Raw genomic sequence first — 16,948 nt, forward strand, 5'->3', positions numbered from 1 at the left:
ACGTAGGATGGGTGGATCGGAGCGATACCCATCCACCGCTGCGGTCTGCCGCGTGTCGTCACACCACCGGCTTGACGCCGGGCAGTGCCTGGACGATGTCGCGGAAGGCGGTGCCGCGGATCTCGAAATTGCGGTATTGGTCGAACGAGGCGCAGGCCGGCGACAGCAGCACGACGGCTTCCGCGAGCCCCGACGCCTCGGCATCGCGCGCGGCGCTGGCGATCGCGACGTCGAGCGTACCGGACATGTCGTGCGGGACGCGCTCGCCGAGCGTGCCGGAGAATTCGGCCGCCGCCTCACCGATCAGATAGGCCTTGCGGATGCGCGGGAAATATTCGGTGAGGCTGGTGATGCCGCCGGCCTTCGGCTTGCCGCCGGCGATCCAGTAGATGTCGGCGAACGAGGATAGCGCATGCGCGGCCGCATCCGCGTTGGTGCCCTTGGAGTCGTTGACGAACAGCACGTTGCCGCGGCGGCCGACCTGCTCCATGCGATGCGCGAGACCCGGGAAGCTGCGCAGGCCGTTCTGCAGCACGTCGGTCGCGATCCCCATCGCCAGCGCGCAGGCCGAGGCGCAGGCGGCGTTCTGCGCATTGTGCAGGCCGCGCAGCGAGCCTATGCCGCCTAACCGCGCGATCTCGCTGCGCGCCGCGCCCGAGGCACGCACGATGGTCTCGTGCTCGACATAGAGGCCGTCGGGCAGCGGGTTCTTCACCGAGATGCGCACCACACGCTTGCCGGCGCGATCGAGCCGGTCGGCGATGTTGCGGCACCAGATGTCGTCGACGCCTGTTATCGCGGTGCCGCCGGCCTGTACGCCGGCAACCAGCCGCTCCTTCACCGCGGCGTAATGCTCGAGCGTGCCGTGGCGGTCGATGTGATCCTCGCTGATGTTGATCAGGATACCGACCGACGGATCGAGCGACGGTGCGAGGTCGATCTGGTAGGACGACATCTCGATCACATGGACACGACCCATGCGCGGCGGCTCCAGCGACAGGATCGCGGTGCCGATATTGCCGCCCATCTGGGTGTCGTAGCCGGCGACATCAATCAGATGCGCGATCAGCGCCGTGGTGGTCGATTTGCCGTTGGTGCCGGTGATGGCGACGAACGGCGCGTTCGGCGCGTGACGGCGCCGCTCGCGGCAGAACAGTTCGACGTCGCCGATCACCTCGCAGCCCGCCTCGCGCGCCTTCAGCACGCTCCAGTGCGGCGCCGGATGGGTCAGCGGTGCACCGGGGGTCAGGATCAGCGCGGCGAAATTCGCCCATGACACGGTGCGCAGATCGGCGGTGGTGAAGCCGGCCTGCGCCGCCTTGACGACGTTGTCGGCATTGTCGTCGGCGGCGATCACCTCGGCGCCGCCGGCCTTCAGCGCCTGGCAGCTCGCGAGCCCGGAGCCGCCGAGCCCGAACACCGCGACCGTCTTGCCGGAGAAGGAGGTGACCGGGATCATGTCTATCTCCCTGTCATTCCGGAAACCGCGCAGCGGTTATCCGGAATCTCGAGATTCCGGGTTCTCGCTGCGCGAGCCCCGGAATGACAGTCAATGGGATGCGAAGCCATCAGCGCAGCTTCAGCGTCGACAGGCCGGCGAGCGCCAGCATCACCGAGATGATCCAGAACCGGATCACGATCTGCGGCTCGGTCCAGCCCTTCTGCTCGAAATGATGGTGCAGCGGCGCCATCCGGAACACGCGCTTGCCGGTGAGCTTGAACGAGGTGACCTGGACGATGACCGAGACCGCCTCCAGCACGAACAGGCCGCCGATCACGGCGAGCACGATCTCGTGCTTCACCGCAACCGCCGTCGCGCCGAGCATGCCGCCGAGCGCCAGCGAACCGGTGTCGCCCATGAAGATCGAGGCCGGCGGCGCGTTGAACCAGAGGAAGCCGAGGCCTGCGCCAAGCACCGCGCCGCACAGCACCGCCAGTTCGCCGGTGCCGGCGACGTAATTGATCTGCAGGTAATCCGAGAACACCGCGTTGCCGGTCAGGTACGAGATCATGCCGAAGCTTGCGGCGGCAATCATCACGGGCACGATGGCAAGACCGTCGAGACCGTCGGTGAGATTCACCGCATTGCCGGCGCCGACCATCACGAAGGCGCCGAAGATCACGAAGAACCAGCCGAAATTGATCACGAGGTCCTTGAAGAACGGAATAACGAGCGAGGTCGACGACACATCGCGCCCGAGCCGGACCAGCGCGTAGGTGGCGGCGAGCCCGATCGCGGCTTCGATCAGCAGCCGCAGCTTGCCGGCGAAGCCGCTGTGCGACTGCTTTGTGACCTTCAGATAATCGTCATAGAAGCCGACAAAGCCGAAGCCGAGCGTCACCGCCAGCACGATCCAGACATAGGGATTGAGCGGATTGGCCCAGAGCAGCGTCGACACCACGAGCCCGGACAGGATCATCAGCCCGCCCATGGTGGGCGTGCCCTTCTTGGAGATCAAATGCGACTGCGGGCCATCGGTGCGGATCGGCTGGCCCTTGCCCTGCCGCAGCCGCAGGTGATCGATGATCCAGGGCCCGAACAGGAACACGAACAATGCGCCGGTCACCATCGCGCCGCCGGTGCGGAAGGTGATGTAGCGGAACACGTTCAAAGCGCTGCGGAACGCCCCAAACCCCGGAACGGTGTTGGACAGTTCGATCAACCAGTAGAACATTCGAGGAGTCCTATACCGCTTCTTCGTGCGCGGCCTTGTCGGGGAAGCGTTTTTCCAGCGCGCTGACAATCAGCTTCATCTTCGATCCCAGCGAGCCCTTCACCATGATCACGTCACCGGCACGGACCGCGGCAACCGCCTGCGCTTCGAGCGCCGCCGAGCTCTCGGCATAGCCTCCCCGCTTGCCGGTGGAAAGGGCATCCCACAGATTCCGCATCAGCGGACCACAACAATATACGAGGTCGATGCGGTTGGCGGTCACGGCCTCGTTGAGGCCGCGGTGCAGTTCGGGCCCGGTCGGCCCGAGCTCGAGCATGTCGCCGAGCACGGCGATGCGCCGGCCATGCGGCCCGGTCTGGGCCTGGCCGAGCACGTTCAGCGCGGCCCCCATCGAGGCCGGGTTGGCGTTGTAGCTCTCGTCGATCAGCATCGCCTCGCCATGGCCGACCTCGAGGGTGCGGCGGAGGCCGCGGCCGGTCGGCGCCTCGAGCTGCGACAGCGACAGCGCCGCGCGCGCGATATCGGCGCCCAGCAGTGAAGCACCGGCGAGCACCGCGAGCGAGTTCATCGCCATGTGCCGGCCGGGCATGCCGATCTTGTAGGTGATGTCGTGATCCAGAATATCCGCATGCACCGCCGAGCAGGTCGCGTGCAGCGACAGGTCGAGCAGCCGCGCCTCGGCACGCTTGTCGGCGCCGAACGAGACGATGCGCGAGATGCCGGCCTGCTTTGCCTGCTTTTGCAGCCGCGCGAATTGCCCGTTGTCGCGGTTGAGCACGACCGCGCCATCGGGCTCGAGCCCTGCGAAGATCTCCGCCTTGGCGTCGGCGATCGCCTCGATGCCGGCGAAGAATTCCAGATGCACCGGCTCGATCGTGGTGATGATTGCGACGTGCGGGCGCACCATCTTCACCAGCGGCGTGATCTCGCCGGCATGGTTCATGCCGATCTCGAACACCGCAAAGCGCGTGCTGGCCGGGCAGCGCGCCAGCGACAGCGGCACGCCCCAGTGATTGTTGAACGACGCCACCGACGCATGGGTCTCGCCCTGCGCCGACAGCATGCGGCGCAGCGCCTCCTTGGTCGAGGTCTTGCCGACCGAGCCGGTCACCGCGACGATCTGCGCGTTGAGCCGCGCGCGCGAGGCATGCGCGAGCTCGACGAGGCCGGCGAGCACGTCGTCGACCACCAGCAGCGGCGCATCAGTGGGAAACTTTGCCCGTTGCGCGGTCTCGACCACCGCGAGCCCGGCACCGGCCTTCAGCGCCGCCTCGACAAAGGCATGGCCGTCATGGACGTCGCCCTTGATCGCAAAATACGCCTCGCCGGGCGCGATGGTGCGGCTGTCGATCGAGAGACCGGTGACGCCGCCCGGCAGCGCGCCTTGCGTGGCGGCGCGCATCGCCGTCGCCATCGCATCCGAGGTCCACAACATCGTGCTCATGCGCCCTCCGCAGCCAATGCACTGGCGACCGCCTCATGATCGCTGAACGGCAGCGTCGTGTTGCCGACGATCTGCCCGACCTCGTGGCCCTTGCCGGCAACGACCAGCGCATCGCCCGGCGCGAGGCCGGCAATGCCGGCGCGGATCGCCGCGGCGCGGTCGCCGATCTCGCGCGCGCCCTTCGCCGTCGCCATGATCGCGGCGCGGATCGCCTCCGGCTTCTCGCTGCGCGGATTGTCGTCGGTGACGATGACCTGATCGGCATTCTCGGCCGCGATCGCGCCCATGATCGGACGCTTGCCGGCGTCGCGGTCGCCGCCGGCGCCGAAGATCACGACCAGCTTGCGCCTGGCATAGGGCCGCAGCGCCTGCAGCGCCTTGGCGAGTGCGTCGGGCTTGTGGGCGTAATCGACGAAGATCGGCGCGCCATTGTGCTCGCCGACGAATTCCAGCCGGCCCTTGGCGCCTTCGAGATGTTCGAGGCAGCCGAACACGTCGTCGGCGGCGCTGCCGGTGCCGATCGCGAGCCCGGCCGCGACCAGCGCATTCTCGATCTGGAATTCGCCGACCAGCGGCAGCCGGATCGCATATTTGCGCCCGCGGTGCTCGATCAGGAGCCGCTGGGCAAAGCCTTCGATGGTGGCATCGAGGAGCTTGATGCCATCGCCTGCATCGGCGTTGCGCCCAACCGCGATGATGCGCAGGCCGCGCGAGCGCGCCGCATCGATCACCTCGCCCGAACAGTCATGATCGGCCGAGATCACCGCGGCGCCGTCTGGTACGACGAGATCGCGGAACAGCCGGAGTTTTGCGTTGAGGTAATGCGCGACATCGGGATGATAGTCCATGTGGTCGCGCGACAGATTGGTGAAGCCGCCGGCTTCGATGCGCACGCCGTCGAGACGATACTGATCGAGGCCGTGCGAGGACGCCTCGAACGCCAGATGGGTGACGCCGTCGCTCGCGATCTCGTCGAGCTGGCGATGCAGCGCGATCGGATCCGGCGTGGTCAGCGAGCCGTAGACCGTGCGCTTGTCCGAGACGAGGCCGATGGTGCCGATGCTGGCGGAGGAATGACCGAGCCGCTGCCAGATCTGGCGCGTGAAGGCTGCGACCGAGGTCTTGCCGCTGGTGCCGGTCACCGCCGCGATCGTCGCCGGCTGGCGCGAAAAGAATTTCGCCGCGGCGAGCGCCAGCGCGCGGCGCGGATTCGGCGTGATGACGAAGGGGGCGCGCGCGTGACCTTGCGGCAGATGGTCGCTGGCGACCGCGACCGCGCCGGCAGCAATCGCCGCATCGACGAAACGCGCGCCATCGGTCCTGCTGCCGGCCAGCGCGAAGAACAGGTCGCCCGGCTTCACCGCGCGGCTGTCGACCGCAAGCCCTCCGACAATGAGCGAGGAGGCACTCGGATCGATCGTGGCATCATCGCTGAAGAGGTCGCGAAGTCTCATGATCTTCCAGTCTGGCCGGCGCCGTTCTGGCGCCGCGTGAGTATACGCCTTACTGGGTTGTTCTGGATGCCGCAAGAATAAGGCGGTCGGACGGCGGCAGGTCGAATCGCGGTTCAACGCCCAAAAGCGGCGCAATTCGGGCGATCACATTGCCGCCGGTCGGCACCGCATTCCAGCCCGAGGTGATGAAACCGTAGGTCTCCTTCAGGGGCTGCGGCTCGTCGAGCATGATAAGCAGCTGGTATTTCGGATTGTCGGCGGGCAGGATCGCGGTGAAGGCGTTGAGCACGCGCTTCTTGGCGTAACGGCCGTTGATCACCTTCTCGGCGGTGCCGGTCTTGCCGCCGATATAGTAGCCCTTGACGTCGGCCTTCTTCGCGGTGCCGATCTCGGCATTGAGCCGCATCAGATAGCGCATCTTGTCCGAGGTCTCGGGCTTGATGACGCGCTTGGCGAGCGCCATCGCCTCCTGCTCGGTGCGCTTCAGGAAGGTCGGCGGGATCAGGTAGCCGCCGTTGACCAGCGCGTCGATGCCCATCACCGCCTGCAGCGGCGCCACCGCGATGCCGTGACCGAACGAGATGGTGACGGTGTTCAATTCGCCCCACTTCTTCGGCACGATCGGGGACGCGCTCTCCGGCAATTCGGTGCGCAGCCGCTCGAGCTGGCCCATCTTGCGCAGGAACGCCTTGTGCGCGTCGACGCCCATCGCCAGCGCAATGCGCCCGGCGCCGATGTTGGAGGAATAGTAGAACACCTCCTTCATGTTGATCATGCGGCCCATGTTGTGATCGTCATGGATCGCGAACTTGCCGTAATGCAGCGGGCCGCGCGCATCCCACATCGAGTTGAGGTCGAACCGGCCGCTATCCAGCGCCATCGCCAGCGTGAACGCCTTGAAGGTCGAGCCCATCTCGTAGACGCCGGTGGTCAGGCGGTTGATGCGATCGGGATCGTGCGCCTCCTTCGGATTGTTCGGATCGAAATCCGGCAGCGACACCATCGCCACGATCTCGCCGGTACGCACGTTGGAGACGAGGCCGGAGGCGGCCTTGGCCTTGAACTTCTCTTTGGCCTTGAGCAGCTCGTCGCGCAGCGCGTGCTCGACGCGCAGGTCGACCGACAGCTCCACCGGCTTCTGCAGCCGGTCGGTGGCGAAGCCCGCGCGATGCAGATCGGCCAGGCCGTTGCTGTCCAGCCACTTCTCCATGCCGGCGATGCCCTGGTTGTCGATGTTGACGAGGCCGATCAGGTGGGCGACCTCGTTGCCGGTCGGATAGACGCGCTTGTTCTCGCGCAGGAAGCCGACGCCGGGAAGGCCGAGGCGATGGATGTCGCTCTGCTGCTTCGGCGTGATCTCGCGCTTCAGCCAGACGAAGCCCTTGCGCGACGACAGGCGGTCGCGCACCTCGCTGGTGTCGAGATCGGGCAGGGCTCCGGTCAAAAGCTCGATCGCCTCGTCCTTGTCGATCAGGCGGCGCGGTTCGGCGAACAGGCTCGGCGCCTTGACGTCGGTGGCGAGGATTTCGCCGTTGCGGTCGGTGATGTCGGGCCGCGCGGTCGCGATGGCGTCTTGCGAGGCGGTGCGGCGCGCGCCATGGCTGTCGGCGCCGACGGCGAACAGCACCAGCCTCCCCGCCAGCACGCAATAGACCGCGGCGAAAGCGAGGATCGCAAGACCGACACGCGCGCGCGCCTTGGCGGCGCGGTCGACATTGCTGCCATACAGCAGCGTGCGGATCAGCCGCTGGTTCCATGGCTCGGCGGGTTTCACGGCCGGTGTGTTGGCGGGTGCCGGATCGGTCATGGCTGGTCCCGTCATTGCTGGTCTCCCCCGCCCTGCCCGGAGTCGTCGAGCGCGGGCTGGTCGGCGGCCGGCTGGTCGGTCGCCGCCTTGTCGATCGATCCGGTGGTGCTGTCGGGCGCCGCGGCGGCCTCGATGGTGTCGATCATCGCGCCGATCGGATCGCGCGAACCGGGCCGCGTGAAGCTCGGCGGCCGCTCCGGCAGGTTCTTCAGGGAATCGTACTGGTTGGCGTTGACCGGCTTCAGCGGCAGATGGCGCTCGGCGAGGCCCTGCAGCCGGAGCGGCGCATCGAGCTTGGCCCATTCGGCGCGCAACGCGGCGATCGCATTGCGCTGCTCGCGGATCTCGGCATTGAGCTGCAGCACGCGTTCGACGCGCGCGGTCGATTCCATCTTGATGCGGTAGACATAGGACGCCGCGAAGATCAGCATGCCGATGACGAGGAGATGGAGAAGGCGCATCGTCACCCTCCCCGCTTCAGGTCGGACAGCCGCGGCCATGACGGCAGGTCGTCGTCGGCGTGCACCGGCGCCGCGGTGCGTTCGGCGGCACGCAGCTTGGCCGATCGCGCGCGCGGATTGGCGGCAAGCTCGGCCTCATCGGGCGTCACCGGCCGCTTGGTCAGGATCTGAAAGCTCGGCGCCGCTTGCGCCATTTCGGGCAAATGCCGCGAGCCGGCGGAGACCTTGCCGCGCAGGCTGAGGAAATTCTTGACGATGCGGTCTTCCAGCGAGTGGAACGAAACCACGACGAGCCGGCCGCCCGGCTTCAGCACGCGCTCCGCCGCTGCAAGCGCCTGGTGCAGTTCATCGAGCTCTTCATTGACGAAGATGCGCAGCGCCTGAAAGGTCCGCGTCGCCGGATGGATCTCGTTCGGCTTGGCGCGCACGACTTTCGCGACGAGATCGGCAAGCGCGTCGGTCGTGGTGATCGGCGCGTCCTTGCGCGCGGCGACGATGGCGCGGGCGACGCCGCGCGAATGCCGCTCCTCGCCGAAGATATAGATGATGTCGGCGAGCTGTTTCTCGGAAGCGGTCGCGACCACGTCGGCCGCGGTCGGCCCGCTCTGGGCCATCCGCATGTCGAGCGGCCCGCCGAGGCGGAACGAGAAGCCGCGTTCGGCCTGGTCGAGTTGCATCGAGGAGACGCCGACATCCATCACGACGCCGTCGACCGCATCCACCCCCTGCGATGCGCAGACCTCGGCAAGATTGGAGAAGCGGTCCTCGACCAGCGTCAGCCGGCCGCCCGCGCCGTCGACCAGATCGAAGCCGCCGGTTATCGCAGTGCGGTCGCGGTCGATGCCGATCACGCGGGTCTCGGCGACGTCGAGGATCGCCCGGCTGTAGCCGCCGGCACCAAAGGTGGCGTCGACATAGATGCCGCCGGCGCGCGGCGCGAGATACGCGACCGCCTCGCGGCCCAGCACCGAAATGTGACGCGGCGCACGCTCGCTCATGCGCCGCTCCCGGGCGGGGCCGCGTAACTGGCATGCAAGCTGGGTGCGCGCCGACTCATTGCGCCTCGAATCCTCGCGCCCAGAGCCTTCTTCGTTCCGATTGGATCGGAACGGGCTCTGGATTCCTGTCTTGACGCGTTTTCTTCACGCGAACCGGTATCCACTTCGCTCGAAAACGCGTGAAAAAGCCGCTGCGTGACGCCAGCGCCAACTCCCGTTCTCGGCCGCAAATCCTGATATCCGACCGGAATTGGGAGGGTTTCCATGGGATTTCGCGCAAACAGCGGGGCTCAGCGTCCTTTGGCCGTCCCCCGAAACCGGTTCGGCACTTCACCTCTCAGTAACGGCACTTAACGTTAAGAAAACGTTGATGATCGGTTAGCGAATCGCGCACCTTTGATCCGCATTCGAGTGATACCCTCGCGACCCACTCCGGGCACAATGGCGCGGCCCATCGTGCGGATCGTGGAACCGGCAGGGGCCGATTGCGCGGCCCGCACGGTAAAGGAATAGTAAACGCCTATTTGTTTATCCATATGTCAAAATGCTTTCTCCTGGTTCGGGTTTGAGTGATTCGTATGGCTTCAAGTTCGTCTTCGTCCGGCAACGCTAATTCGAAGCGTCAGCGCGCCCTCCCTGTTCCAAAGGGGGTGGCGGATGCGGAGACGTTCACGCCGGATTCCTCGATCGCTTCCGACGTGATCCCGTCGGTCAATTTCGGCGACCGCGCCAACGCCCGGCAACCCGACATGATCGTGCTTCACTACACCGGCATGCCCGATGTCGAGGGTGCGATCACCCAGCTCTGCACGGCCGGCACCGAGGTCTCGGCGCATTACATCGTGCTCGAGGACGGCCGCATCGTGCAGTGCGTGCCGGAGAGCAAGCGCGCCTGGCATGCCGGCGTGTCCGCCTGGGCCGGCGAGGACGACATCAACTCCTGCTCGATCGGCGTCGAGATCGTCAATCGCGGCCACGATTGGGGCTATCCGGATTTTCCGCTGCGCCAGATCGCGGCAGTGATCGCGCTGTGCCGCGGCATCATGCTTCGCCGCAAGGTGGTCCCGCATCGCGTGCTCGGCCATTCCGACGTGGCGCCGGGGCGCAAAAAGGATCCCGGCGAGAAATTCCCGTGGCACTCGCTGGCCAATTCCGGCGTCGGGCATTGGGTGCAGCCGGCGCCGATCGTACGCGGCGACGCGCTGCAGCTCGGTGCGATCAGCGACAGCGTCTCCAACATGCAGGCCGCGTTCCGGCGCTACGGCTACAACATCCCGACCAACGGCAAGTTCGACGGCCCGACCATGGAGGTCGTCACCGCCTTCCAGCGTCACTTCCGCCCGGAGCGCATCGACGGGATCGCCGACCGCTCCACCATGGCCACACTGCACGCGCTGCTCGAGAGCCTGCCGCCGGATGCAGCGACGGTGGTCGCATCGAGCTAGTGTGCTGAATGCGAAGTTCGTGCGATTTCGCGGCAGCCACTTTCACGAACTTCGCATTCATAAAGCACACTAGAATCATAAGTTTGCTAGTGTCCTTATCGAATCCGAAGTTCGCTCCGAAGGTGCGGCAAATGATGCGAACTTCGGATTCGGGACACTAGGCTCGCCTCCGTCCGTCGTTGCAAGAAGCGGTGCATTTTCCTGCCAAGTGTGCGTGCACGTTGGAACTTTTCGGCATGAGCGGTCTTTGTAGGTGGGGCGGTCCGAGTGGAGATTCGTCCATGTTCAAAGCACTGATCGCAGGAGCCGCCGCCGTCGGCCTCATTGTCGCTCCGGCAGCCGCTGGCGCTATGTCGACCCAAAGCAAGACCATGTCGTCGACCCATCACAAGACCCAGAAGGTCCATCACGCGCAGAAAAAGATGGCACCCGGCACCACGACCGGCATGTCGAAGGGGACGACGACGGGGCAATCGAGCACCGGCGCCAAGGCAAAGACAGGGTACTGAGCACGCTCAACGCCTCACGGCCCGCTGACCATCGTGGATGAATGGCGCGCCGTCACTGGCCACGCGCGAGATGAGGTGCGTTACCCCATCTCGGCGATCCGCCGCGCATAGAGCCGGCGCAGCGGTTCGAGTTGCGTGGCGGCCGTTGCGGCGAGATAGGCTTGGCGCGCTTCGTCCTTGCGGCCGAGGCGGCGCAGCAAATCGGCGCGCACCGCGGGCAGCTGGTCATATCCCTTCAAAGTGCCGCGCGCGTCCAGCGCATCGATCAGGTCGAGCGCGCGCGCCGGGCCGTCGACCATCGACACCGCGGCGGCGTGATTGAGCTCGATCACCGGCGACGGGCTGATGCGCAGCAGCACCTCGTACAGACCGGCGATCTGCGGCCAGTCCGTGTCCTGATAACTCGGCGCCCGCGCGTGCAGCGCGGCGATCGCCGCCTGCACGGCGTAGGACTGCGGCCGGCCCGGCATCCGCAGCGCTTCCTCGACCAGTTCGAGGCCTTCGGCGATCTGCTGGAAATCCCACAGCGAACGGTCCTGCTCCTCGAGCAGCACGATATCGCCGCCGGCGGTCTGGCGGCCGGCGCGGCGCGCATCATGCAGCAGCATCAGCGCCAGCAGCCCCTTGATCTCGCCGCGCGCCGGTATCAGCGCATCGATCAGCCGCGCCAGCCGGATCGCCTCGCGCGCAAGATCGGGCCGCATCAGATCCTCGCCGGCGGTTGCCGCATAACCTTCGGTGAAGACGAGGTAGATCACCGCGAGCACGCCGGTGAGGCGCGGCTCCAGCGCCTCACGCTCCGGCACCTCATAGGGAATGCCGGCGAGTTTTATCTTTTGCTTGGCGCGCAAGAGGCGCTGCGCCATGGCGTCCTCGCTCACCAGGAAGGCGCGCGCGACCTGCACCGTCGTCAGCCCGCACACCGTGCGCAAGGTCAGCGCGACCTGGACCTCCGCCGCAAACGACGGATGGCAGCAGGTGAAGATCAGCCGCAGCATGTCGTCGTCGAGCGTTGCATCGGCCGGCTCGGGCGAGGACTCTGCATCGAGCAGGATCTGATGCGTCAGTTCCTGCTGCTTGCCGCGAAACGTCGCCGCGCGGCGAACGCGGTCGATCGCCTTGTTGCGGCCGACATTGACCAGCCAGGCACGCGGATTGGAGGGGAATTCGCCGATCGGCCAGCGCTGCAGCGCCACCGCAAAAGCATCTTGAAGCGCATCCTCGGCCAGGTCGAAATCGCCGACGAGACGGATCAGCGTTGCGAGCGCCCGGCCCGCCTCGTCGCGAAACACTTTTTCGATCTGGCTGGGGGTCATGGTCTCACCGTCATTCCGGGGCGATGCGAAGCATCGAACCCGGAATCTCGAGGTTCCGGGTTCGCGCTTCGCGCGCCCCGGAACGACGAAACCATCACTTGTCGTAGATCATCACCGGCCTGACTTCGATCGAGCCGGTCTTGGCGCCGGGAATCCGCGCCGCGAGGCCGAGCGCCGTGTCGAGATCCTTGGCATCGACCAGATAATAGCCGCCGAGTTGTTCGCGGGTTTCCGCAAACGGCCCGTCGGTTGTCAGCGTCTTGCCGTCGCGCACCCGAACGGTGGTCGCGGTCGACACCGGCTGCAGCCCGTCACCCGCCTTGAAGTGTCCGCTCTGGATGATGGACTGGGTGTAGACGCCATATTCCGCCGACAGGGCCTTGCGGTCGTCGGCATTCATGCGGCCATATTCCGCGTCGCTCCGGTAGATCAGCAACAGATATTGCATCTTGAGAACTCCTCTTGATCGGCTGGATCGCCGACACCCAGTCGAACGGGCGACACGCAGGACGACATCGTCAGGATAAATTATTTTGGCCGCCCGGCGTGAATGTCTCACCGGCCCGGCGGGCCCGCAGAGCCAGCTTATATCGAATAATCCGATAGTAATCGCCAATATTATTCGTTTGTTAAATTCATGGCAGCGCGTAGCCTTCGCATGCCCGGAGGAGTTCGCCATGACACCACTGCCGCAGACAGCCACACGCCTTTCCCGGCTCCTGCTGTCGATGCTGTACCGAATCCTGCGCAGCCGGATCGTGGCGAAACCGCGCCACCACGCCAGTCAGGTCGCCTCGAACATCGCCGCGGGCGGCAATCCGCTCGGCGTGCTGAGCAGGCAATGCAACGGGGCATCACGCGCCTGAAGGCGCTGCGTCAGCTGATCGCCGACGAAGGGCTGACCATCGCGATCCTTGCGGCGGTCGCCGCAGCGACGGTGATCGCATTTGGTTTCGGTGCGGAAGCCGACATCGTCGCCTCGATGCTCGTCATCGGCCTTGTGACCGCGCTGGCGGAGACCCGCCTGCGATCGGGAAAATAGATCCAGCTGCCGCGACCAGTTCCGGAGGGATGACCGAGAAGCCTGGCATTTGCTTGTAGCTTGATCCGCGTCACTGCGAGCCACCGGGTCGCGCGAACGCGCGCCCGATGACAGGCTCCGCGAAGCAATCCATCTGTCCGCATGTGCGGAACGATGGATTGCTTCGTCGCTTCAGCGCAAAATTGCTTCGCAATTTTGTCGCGAGCTCCTCGCAATGACGGCATGGCTTCCCAGCCTTTACGACGATGTCCCGGCCTGCTGCGCGGCGCGGCGCCGCAACTCCTTGAGCTCCTCGAAACGCTTGGTCACGTCGCGCATCACGGCGACGGTGCCGGCGACCTTGTGCGCCGCATCATGCAGCATCTCGATGGTGAATTCGACGGAGATGCGCGTCCCGTGCCTGGTCAGCGCCGGCACCGACAGCAGATCGCCCTGGCCGTAGCGGCTCGTCCCGGTCGCCATCGTGTGCCGGAAGCCGGCCCAGTGACGCGCGCGCAGATTCTCCGGAATGATCAAATCGAGCGATTGCCCGATCGCCTCCTCGGCGCCGAAGCCGAACATCCTGACTGCACCGGGATTCCACAAGGTGATACGGCCTTCGACATCGGTCGCAACGATCGCGTCGGAGGCGCCCTTGAGCAACGCGTCTCCCACTTCTGCCGCAATATCCATCGTTTGACCTCCTGCTGATCCCGATCCTGCTGTGAACGCGGACGTTTGCGCTGACAAGCGAAGAAAGCCGATGGAATCGATCGGAGATGCCGATAGCAATCGCGGTCAGCGCCGCCGCCGCGCGGCAGGCCTGGCCCGCGGCAGGTCCGCGCTCGCATTAACCTGCGACGCGGCAAGCCGATGCATGGTCTCGACCGCGCGCGCCAGATGATCGTCCTGGCTGTCAGCCGGATAGGCGACATAGGCGGGCATCGCAAAGCCAGGTGCGCCGGCGACGGCGTGCAGCCGCCGCGCCTTCAGGAGCGGCTCCACGATACGACGCGCGAAGAAGCCAGAGCCGCCATTCTCCAAAAGATGCTGCAATCCGAGCCAGCCGATATTCACCGTCAGCGCGGGGCCGGCGAAATTCGGAAACAGCGTGGCGTGACGCGCGTAGAATTCGGGGCCCCAATCGACATAGACATAGCCCGGTCCCGGCTCCGGTGCGCTTTTCGGATCGGTCGACACCAGGATGAGCTGCTCCTCGAACAGCTGCTCGACCTTGAGGCCGGGGCGGCTCTGCGGCGTGTACATCACGCCGATGTCGATGCGTCCCTCGACCAGCCCCTGCATCAGTTCGGGCTCGAGCGCGCTCTCGGCGCGGATCGAGATGTCGGGATGCGCCCGCGTCATCAGCGGCAGCCAGCGCAGCAGATACTCTTCCCAAAGTCCGATGCGGCCGCCGACCACCAGCGTTGCGGAAAACCCCTTGGGAATTCCGACATCATGGCGCGCCTGCTCGACGGTGCGGACCAGCACCGAGGCGTGGCGCTGAAACTGGCGGCCGGCCGGCGTCAACGTGGTGCCGGCCTTGTTGCGCACGAACAGCACGCAGCCGAGCTGCTGCTCGAGCGTGTGGATGCGGGTGCTGACGGTCGACTGGCTGACATGCAGCCGCTCCGCCGCGGTGATGAAGTTGCCGGCGCTCACCACCGTCAGGAACGTCCGGGCCAGTTCGGTATCCATGGCGCCTCGACCTTTGAATCGATCAAATCGATATCAAAGGCCCCTGCTCTGCGAATGTCAAAATCGAGGACCCGGGCGCCCGGCCAAGGGTTACCATCGCAATCGCTTGACGCGGGCGGCCAAAGCCCGCATGCGTACGCCGTCAGTCGGCCGGACGGCCGCTCCCGCAAGCGCCGAAAGGCCGCGGGGGAGGAAAGTCCGGGCTCCATCGACATGCGGTGCCGGATAACATCCGGCGGGGGCGACCCCAGGGAAAGTGCCACAGAGAACGAACCGCTCCCTCCTCGGAGGAAGTAAGGGTGAAAAGGTGCGGTAAGAGCGCACCGCGTTTCCGGCAACGGAGACGGCATGGCAAACCACACCGGGAGCAAAACCGAATAGGGACGGCAACGCGGTTAGTTCGCGCATGCGCGATAACACCGCAGGGCGATGTCAGGCCCGCTGTCCGGGTAGGTTGCCCGAGGCAAGGTGCAAACCTTGTCCCAGAGGAATGGCCGTCGCGTACCATTCGCGAGAATGGTGCCCTACAAACCCGGCTTACAGGCCGGCTGATATCTTGGAGTATGAGGGGCTCGGCGCGACACGCCGGGCCCCTCGCCATTTTCAGATCAGCATCGTTCCAGCTACGCGCGCCGGCGGGAAGTAGAGCCAACCCATCGGCTTGCGTCAGAACGACCCGAAAGCGGTGCCGATCGCAATCACCGCTGCGAGAGCAATGACAGAACTCACAATGCCGACCATGACAATGTCGAGATAGCTATCGCGATGCTTGAGCCCACAGATCGCAAGCAGGCTAACGACAGCGCCGTTGTGAGGTAGAATGTCCAGCGTTCCCGAACCGATCACCGCGACGCGATGCAACAGGCCGGGGTCAATACCCGCCTCCGCGGCAAGATCCATATAGGTCCGTCCCAGCGCATCGAGCGCGATCGTCAAGCCGCCGGAAGCCGACCCCGTCAGCGCCGCAAGGATGTTCGTCGCGACCGCGAGCGACACCAATGGACCGCCTTCAATTCGCAACACCCAGTCCCGCACCACGCCGAAAGCGGGAAGCGAGGCGATAACGGCGCCGAATCCGACAAGGCTTGCGACGCTCAGCGCCGGCAGGACCGACGCGTTGGCACCGGCATCCATGGTTCGTCGCAATGCGGGCAGCCGCGTCCAGTTGCAGAGGATGACCGTCACGATCGCTCCCGCCAACGCCACGACAACTGACCAGACACCGGCCACGGCAGCCAGTGATGTATTTCCCCACCGCTGTTCGGCCAGGAACGAGAAATCAAGCCGAGGCAGTACAACCAGCGACATCACCAGATTGACGGCGACGACGACGATCAGGGGAAGCAAGGCGTTGAAAATCGGGACGGCGGCATCGCTGTGATATCCGTGGCGGAGCTCCGCCGGGTCGAATTCCCGCGCCGTCGTAGCCCGCTCGCGCAACAGCTCATCGTCGGCTGCATCCGCCGGCACCGGCGGCTCGTCGCCATACCCCTCTTTTGCGCGATGCGCTGCTTTTTCCGCGCGAAGCAGCCACCACAGCCCGACGCTCAGCATGATGATCGAGGCGACAACGCCGAGGCCCGGTGCGGCAAAGGGGGTCGTGCCGAAGAAAGGCATCGGTATCGCATTCTGTATCGACGGCGTGCCCGGCAGCGCCGACATGGTAAAGGTCGAAGTCCCGAGAATGACCGCCGCCGGTATCAGACGACGTGGAATCCCCGCCGCGCGAAACAGCGACTGCGCCATCGGAACGATGACAAAGAAGGCGACGAACAGGCTGACGCCGCCATAGGTGACCAGTGCGCCTGCGAGCACGACCGCAAGGATGATCCGGCGTTCGCCCAGGCACCGGGAGATGAAGCCCGCGACCGCCGCGACGGCGCCGCTGTCATCCATGAGCTTTCCGAACACGGCGCCAAGCAGAAAAATAGGAAAGAACTGCGCGAGAACTCCGACGCACTACCCATGAAGGTCTGCGTCCAGTTGGCAAGCAGCGGCTCGCCACCGAAGGCTGCGGCCACCAGCGCACAGAGCGGCGCGAGCAGCAGCACGCTCCAACCGCGGAAAGCAAGACAGACCAGCAGTCCAAGCCCGACGAGAATGCCGAGAAGACCCATCGT

General features: G+C 65.7%; 15 protein-coding genes, 1 other RNA gene and 1 pseudogene. 5 read left to right on the forward strand and 12 right to left on the reverse strand.

From position 1 onward, the window contains the following. Positions 1-58: 58 nt before the first annotated feature. The 7 genes from murD to rsmH all read right to left on the reverse strand — a co-directional run bounded on the left by murD (position 59) and on the right by rsmH (position 8,839). Positions 59-1,459, reverse strand: a complete 1,401-nt coding sequence (gene murD, locus ACSKB9_RS12250; protein WP_438073411.1) for a UDP-N-acetylmuramoyl-L-alanine--D-glutamate ligase — start codon at positions 1,457-1,459, stop codon at positions 59-61. A gap of 109 nt (positions 1,460-1,568) precedes the next feature. Further along, entirely contained in the window at positions 1,569-2,675 is a 1,107-nt protein-coding gene (gene mraY / locus ACSKB9_RS12255; protein WP_016846578.1) for a phospho-N-acetylmuramoyl-pentapeptide-transferase, read from the reverse strand. 10 nt (positions 2,676-2,685) lie between these two features. Beyond that, on the reverse strand, positions 2,686-4,119 hold the full coding sequence (locus ACSKB9_RS12260) for a UDP-N-acetylmuramoylalanyl-D-glutamyl-2,6-diaminopimelate--D-alanyl-D-alanine ligase (RefSeq protein ID WP_438073413.1): 1,434 nt from the start codon (positions 4,117-4,119) through the stop codon (positions 2,686-2,688). After that, complete coding sequence (locus tag ACSKB9_RS12265) at positions 4,116-5,573, reverse strand: UDP-N-acetylmuramoyl-L-alanyl-D-glutamate--2,6-diaminopimelate ligase (protein ID WP_438073415.1); 1,458 nt, start codon at positions 5,571-5,573, stop codon at positions 4,116-4,118. Before ACSKB9_RS12265 ends, ACSKB9_RS12260 begins: the two co-directional genes overlap by 4 nt. Positions 5,574-5,622: 49 nt before the next feature. Then, positions 5,623-7,380, reverse strand: coding sequence for a peptidoglycan D,D-transpeptidase FtsI family protein (locus ACSKB9_RS12270; protein ID WP_050385389.1), 1,758 nt, complete (start codon positions 7,378-7,380; stop codon positions 5,623-5,625). Positions 7,381-7,391: 11 nt separating this feature from the next. Further along, a complete protein-coding gene (gene ftsL, locus ACSKB9_RS12275) occupies positions 7,392-7,841 on the reverse strand; it encodes a cell division protein FtsL (RefSeq protein WP_057014992.1) in 450 nt (149 codons plus the stop codon). Between the two features lie 2 nt (positions 7,842-7,843). After that, the gene (gene rsmH, locus ACSKB9_RS12280; protein WP_438073417.1) at positions 7,844-8,839 is read right to left on the reverse strand and encodes a 16S rRNA (cytosine(1402)-N(4))-methyltransferase RsmH; all 996 of its coding nucleotides are present in this window, start codon (positions 8,837-8,839) and stop codon (positions 7,844-7,846) included. Between the two features lie 578 nt (positions 8,840-9,417). On the opposite strand from rsmH, the gene ACSKB9_RS12285 reads away from it, so the two are divergent. Continuing rightward, on the forward strand, positions 9,418-10,284 hold the full coding sequence (locus ACSKB9_RS12285; protein ID WP_438073419.1) for an N-acetylmuramoyl-L-alanine amidase: 867 nt from the start codon (positions 9,418-9,420) through the stop codon (positions 10,282-10,284). A gap of 281 nt (positions 10,285-10,565) precedes the next feature. Further along, complete coding sequence (locus tag ACSKB9_RS12290) at positions 10,566-10,793, forward strand: hypothetical protein (RefSeq protein WP_016840052.1); 228 nt, start codon at positions 10,566-10,568, stop codon at positions 10,791-10,793. Positions 10,794-10,873: 80 nt separating this feature from the next. Here the strand turns inward: ACSKB9_RS12290 and ACSKB9_RS12295 are convergent, their stop codons facing one another. Both ACSKB9_RS12295 and ACSKB9_RS12300 read right to left on the reverse strand, forming a co-directional pair. Next, positions 10,874-12,109, reverse strand: coding sequence for an RNA polymerase sigma factor (locus ACSKB9_RS12295; protein WP_438073421.1), 1,236 nt, complete (start codon positions 12,107-12,109; stop codon positions 10,874-10,876). A gap of 94 nt (positions 12,110-12,203) precedes the next feature. After that, the gene (locus ACSKB9_RS12300; RefSeq protein WP_057014988.1) at positions 12,204-12,557 is read right to left on the reverse strand and encodes a YciI family protein; all 354 of its coding nucleotides are present in this window, start codon (positions 12,555-12,557) and stop codon (positions 12,204-12,206) included. A 229-nt stretch (positions 12,558-12,786) separates the two neighbouring features. On the opposite strand from ACSKB9_RS12300, the gene ACSKB9_RS12305 reads away from it, so the two are divergent. Continuing rightward, the gene (locus tag ACSKB9_RS12305) at positions 12,787-12,975 is read left to right on the forward strand and encodes a hypothetical protein (RefSeq protein ID WP_438073423.1); all 189 of its coding nucleotides are present in this window, start codon (positions 12,787-12,789) and stop codon (positions 12,973-12,975) included. Then, on the forward strand, positions 12,951-13,151 hold the full coding sequence (locus tag ACSKB9_RS12310) for a hypothetical protein (protein WP_057014987.1): 201 nt from the start codon (positions 12,951-12,953) through the stop codon (positions 13,149-13,151). Before ACSKB9_RS12305 ends, ACSKB9_RS12310 begins: the two co-directional genes overlap by 25 nt. A 237-nt stretch (positions 13,152-13,388) precedes the next feature. On the opposite strand, the gene ACSKB9_RS12315 is transcribed toward ACSKB9_RS12310, so the two are convergent. Together ACSKB9_RS12315 and ACSKB9_RS12320 are read right to left on the reverse strand one after the other, a co-directional pair. Continuing rightward, on the reverse strand, positions 13,389-13,823 hold the full coding sequence (locus ACSKB9_RS12315) for a PAS domain-containing protein (RefSeq protein ID WP_438073425.1): 435 nt from the start codon (positions 13,821-13,823) through the stop codon (positions 13,389-13,391). A gap of 105 nt (positions 13,824-13,928) precedes the next feature. Beyond that, positions 13,929-14,828, reverse strand: a complete 900-nt coding sequence (locus ACSKB9_RS12320; RefSeq protein WP_168859073.1) for a LysR family transcriptional regulator — start codon at positions 14,826-14,828, stop codon at positions 13,929-13,931. Between the two features lie 142 nt (positions 14,829-14,970). On the opposite strand from ACSKB9_RS12320, the gene rnpB reads away from it, so the two are divergent. Continuing rightward, positions 14,971-15,384, forward strand: an RNA gene (gene rnpB / locus ACSKB9_RS12325) — RNase P RNA component class A. 110 nt (positions 15,385-15,494) lie between these two features. Here the strand turns inward: rnpB and ACSKB9_RS12330 are convergent. Continuing rightward, a pseudogene (locus ACSKB9_RS12330) lies at positions 15,495-16,945 on the reverse strand (GntP family permease). Positions 16,946-16,948: the final 3 nt, after the last annotated feature.

The sequence above is a fragment of the Bradyrhizobium sp. BR 1433 genome, from assembly GCF_051547665.1.
GTDB classification, from domain to species: Bacteria; Pseudomonadota; Alphaproteobacteria; order Rhizobiales; family Xanthobacteraceae; genus Bradyrhizobium; species Bradyrhizobium australafricanum.

Excerpts from the sequence above, each read along its gene's own strand:
- murD (WP_438073411.1), bottom strand. The coding sequence starts at position 1,459 with ATGATCCCGGTCACCTCCTTCTCCGGCAAGACGGTCGCGGTGTTCGGG.
- mraY (WP_016846578.1), bottom strand. The coding sequence starts at position 2,675 with ATGTTCTACTGGTTGATCGAACTGTCCAACACCGTTCCGGGGTTTGGG.
- ACSKB9_RS12260 (WP_438073413.1), bottom strand. The coding sequence starts at position 4,119 with ATGAGCACGATGTTGTGGACCTCGGATGCGATGGCGACGGCGATGCGC.
- ACSKB9_RS12265 (WP_438073415.1), bottom strand. The coding sequence starts at position 5,573 with ATGAGACTTCGCGACCTCTTCAGCGATGATGCCACGATCGATCCGAGT.
- ACSKB9_RS12270 (WP_050385389.1), bottom strand. The coding sequence starts at position 7,380 with ATGACCGATCCGGCACCCGCCAACACACCGGCCGTGAAACCCGCCGAG.
- ftsL (WP_057014992.1), bottom strand. The coding sequence starts at position 7,841 with ATGCGCCTTCTCCATCTCCTCGTCATCGGCATGCTGATCTTCGCGGCG.
- rsmH (WP_438073417.1), bottom strand. The coding sequence starts at position 8,839 with ATGAGCGAGCGTGCGCCGCGTCACATTTCGGTGCTGGGCCGCGAGGCG.
- ACSKB9_RS12285 (WP_438073419.1), top strand. The coding sequence starts at position 9,418 with ATGGCTTCAAGTTCGTCTTCGTCCGGCAACGCTAATTCGAAGCGTCAG.
- ACSKB9_RS12290 (WP_016840052.1), top strand. The coding sequence starts at position 10,566 with ATGTTCAAAGCACTGATCGCAGGAGCCGCCGCCGTCGGCCTCATTGTC.
- ACSKB9_RS12295 (WP_438073421.1), bottom strand. The coding sequence starts at position 12,109 with ATGACCCCCAGCCAGATCGAAAAAGTGTTTCGCGACGAGGCGGGCCGG.
- ACSKB9_RS12300 (WP_057014988.1), bottom strand. The coding sequence starts at position 12,557 with ATGCAATATCTGTTGCTGATCTACCGGAGCGACGCGGAATATGGCCGC.
- ACSKB9_RS12305 (WP_438073423.1), top strand. The coding sequence starts at position 12,787 with ATGACACCACTGCCGCAGACAGCCACACGCCTTTCCCGGCTCCTGCTG.
- ACSKB9_RS12310 (WP_057014987.1), top strand. The coding sequence starts at position 12,951 with ATGCAACGGGGCATCACGCGCCTGAAGGCGCTGCGTCAGCTGATCGCC.
- ACSKB9_RS12315 (WP_438073425.1), bottom strand. The coding sequence starts at position 13,823 with ATGGATATTGCGGCAGAAGTGGGAGACGCGTTGCTCAAGGGCGCCTCC.
- ACSKB9_RS12320 (WP_168859073.1), bottom strand. The coding sequence starts at position 14,828 with ATGGATACCGAACTGGCCCGGACGTTCCTGACGGTGGTGAGCGCCGGC.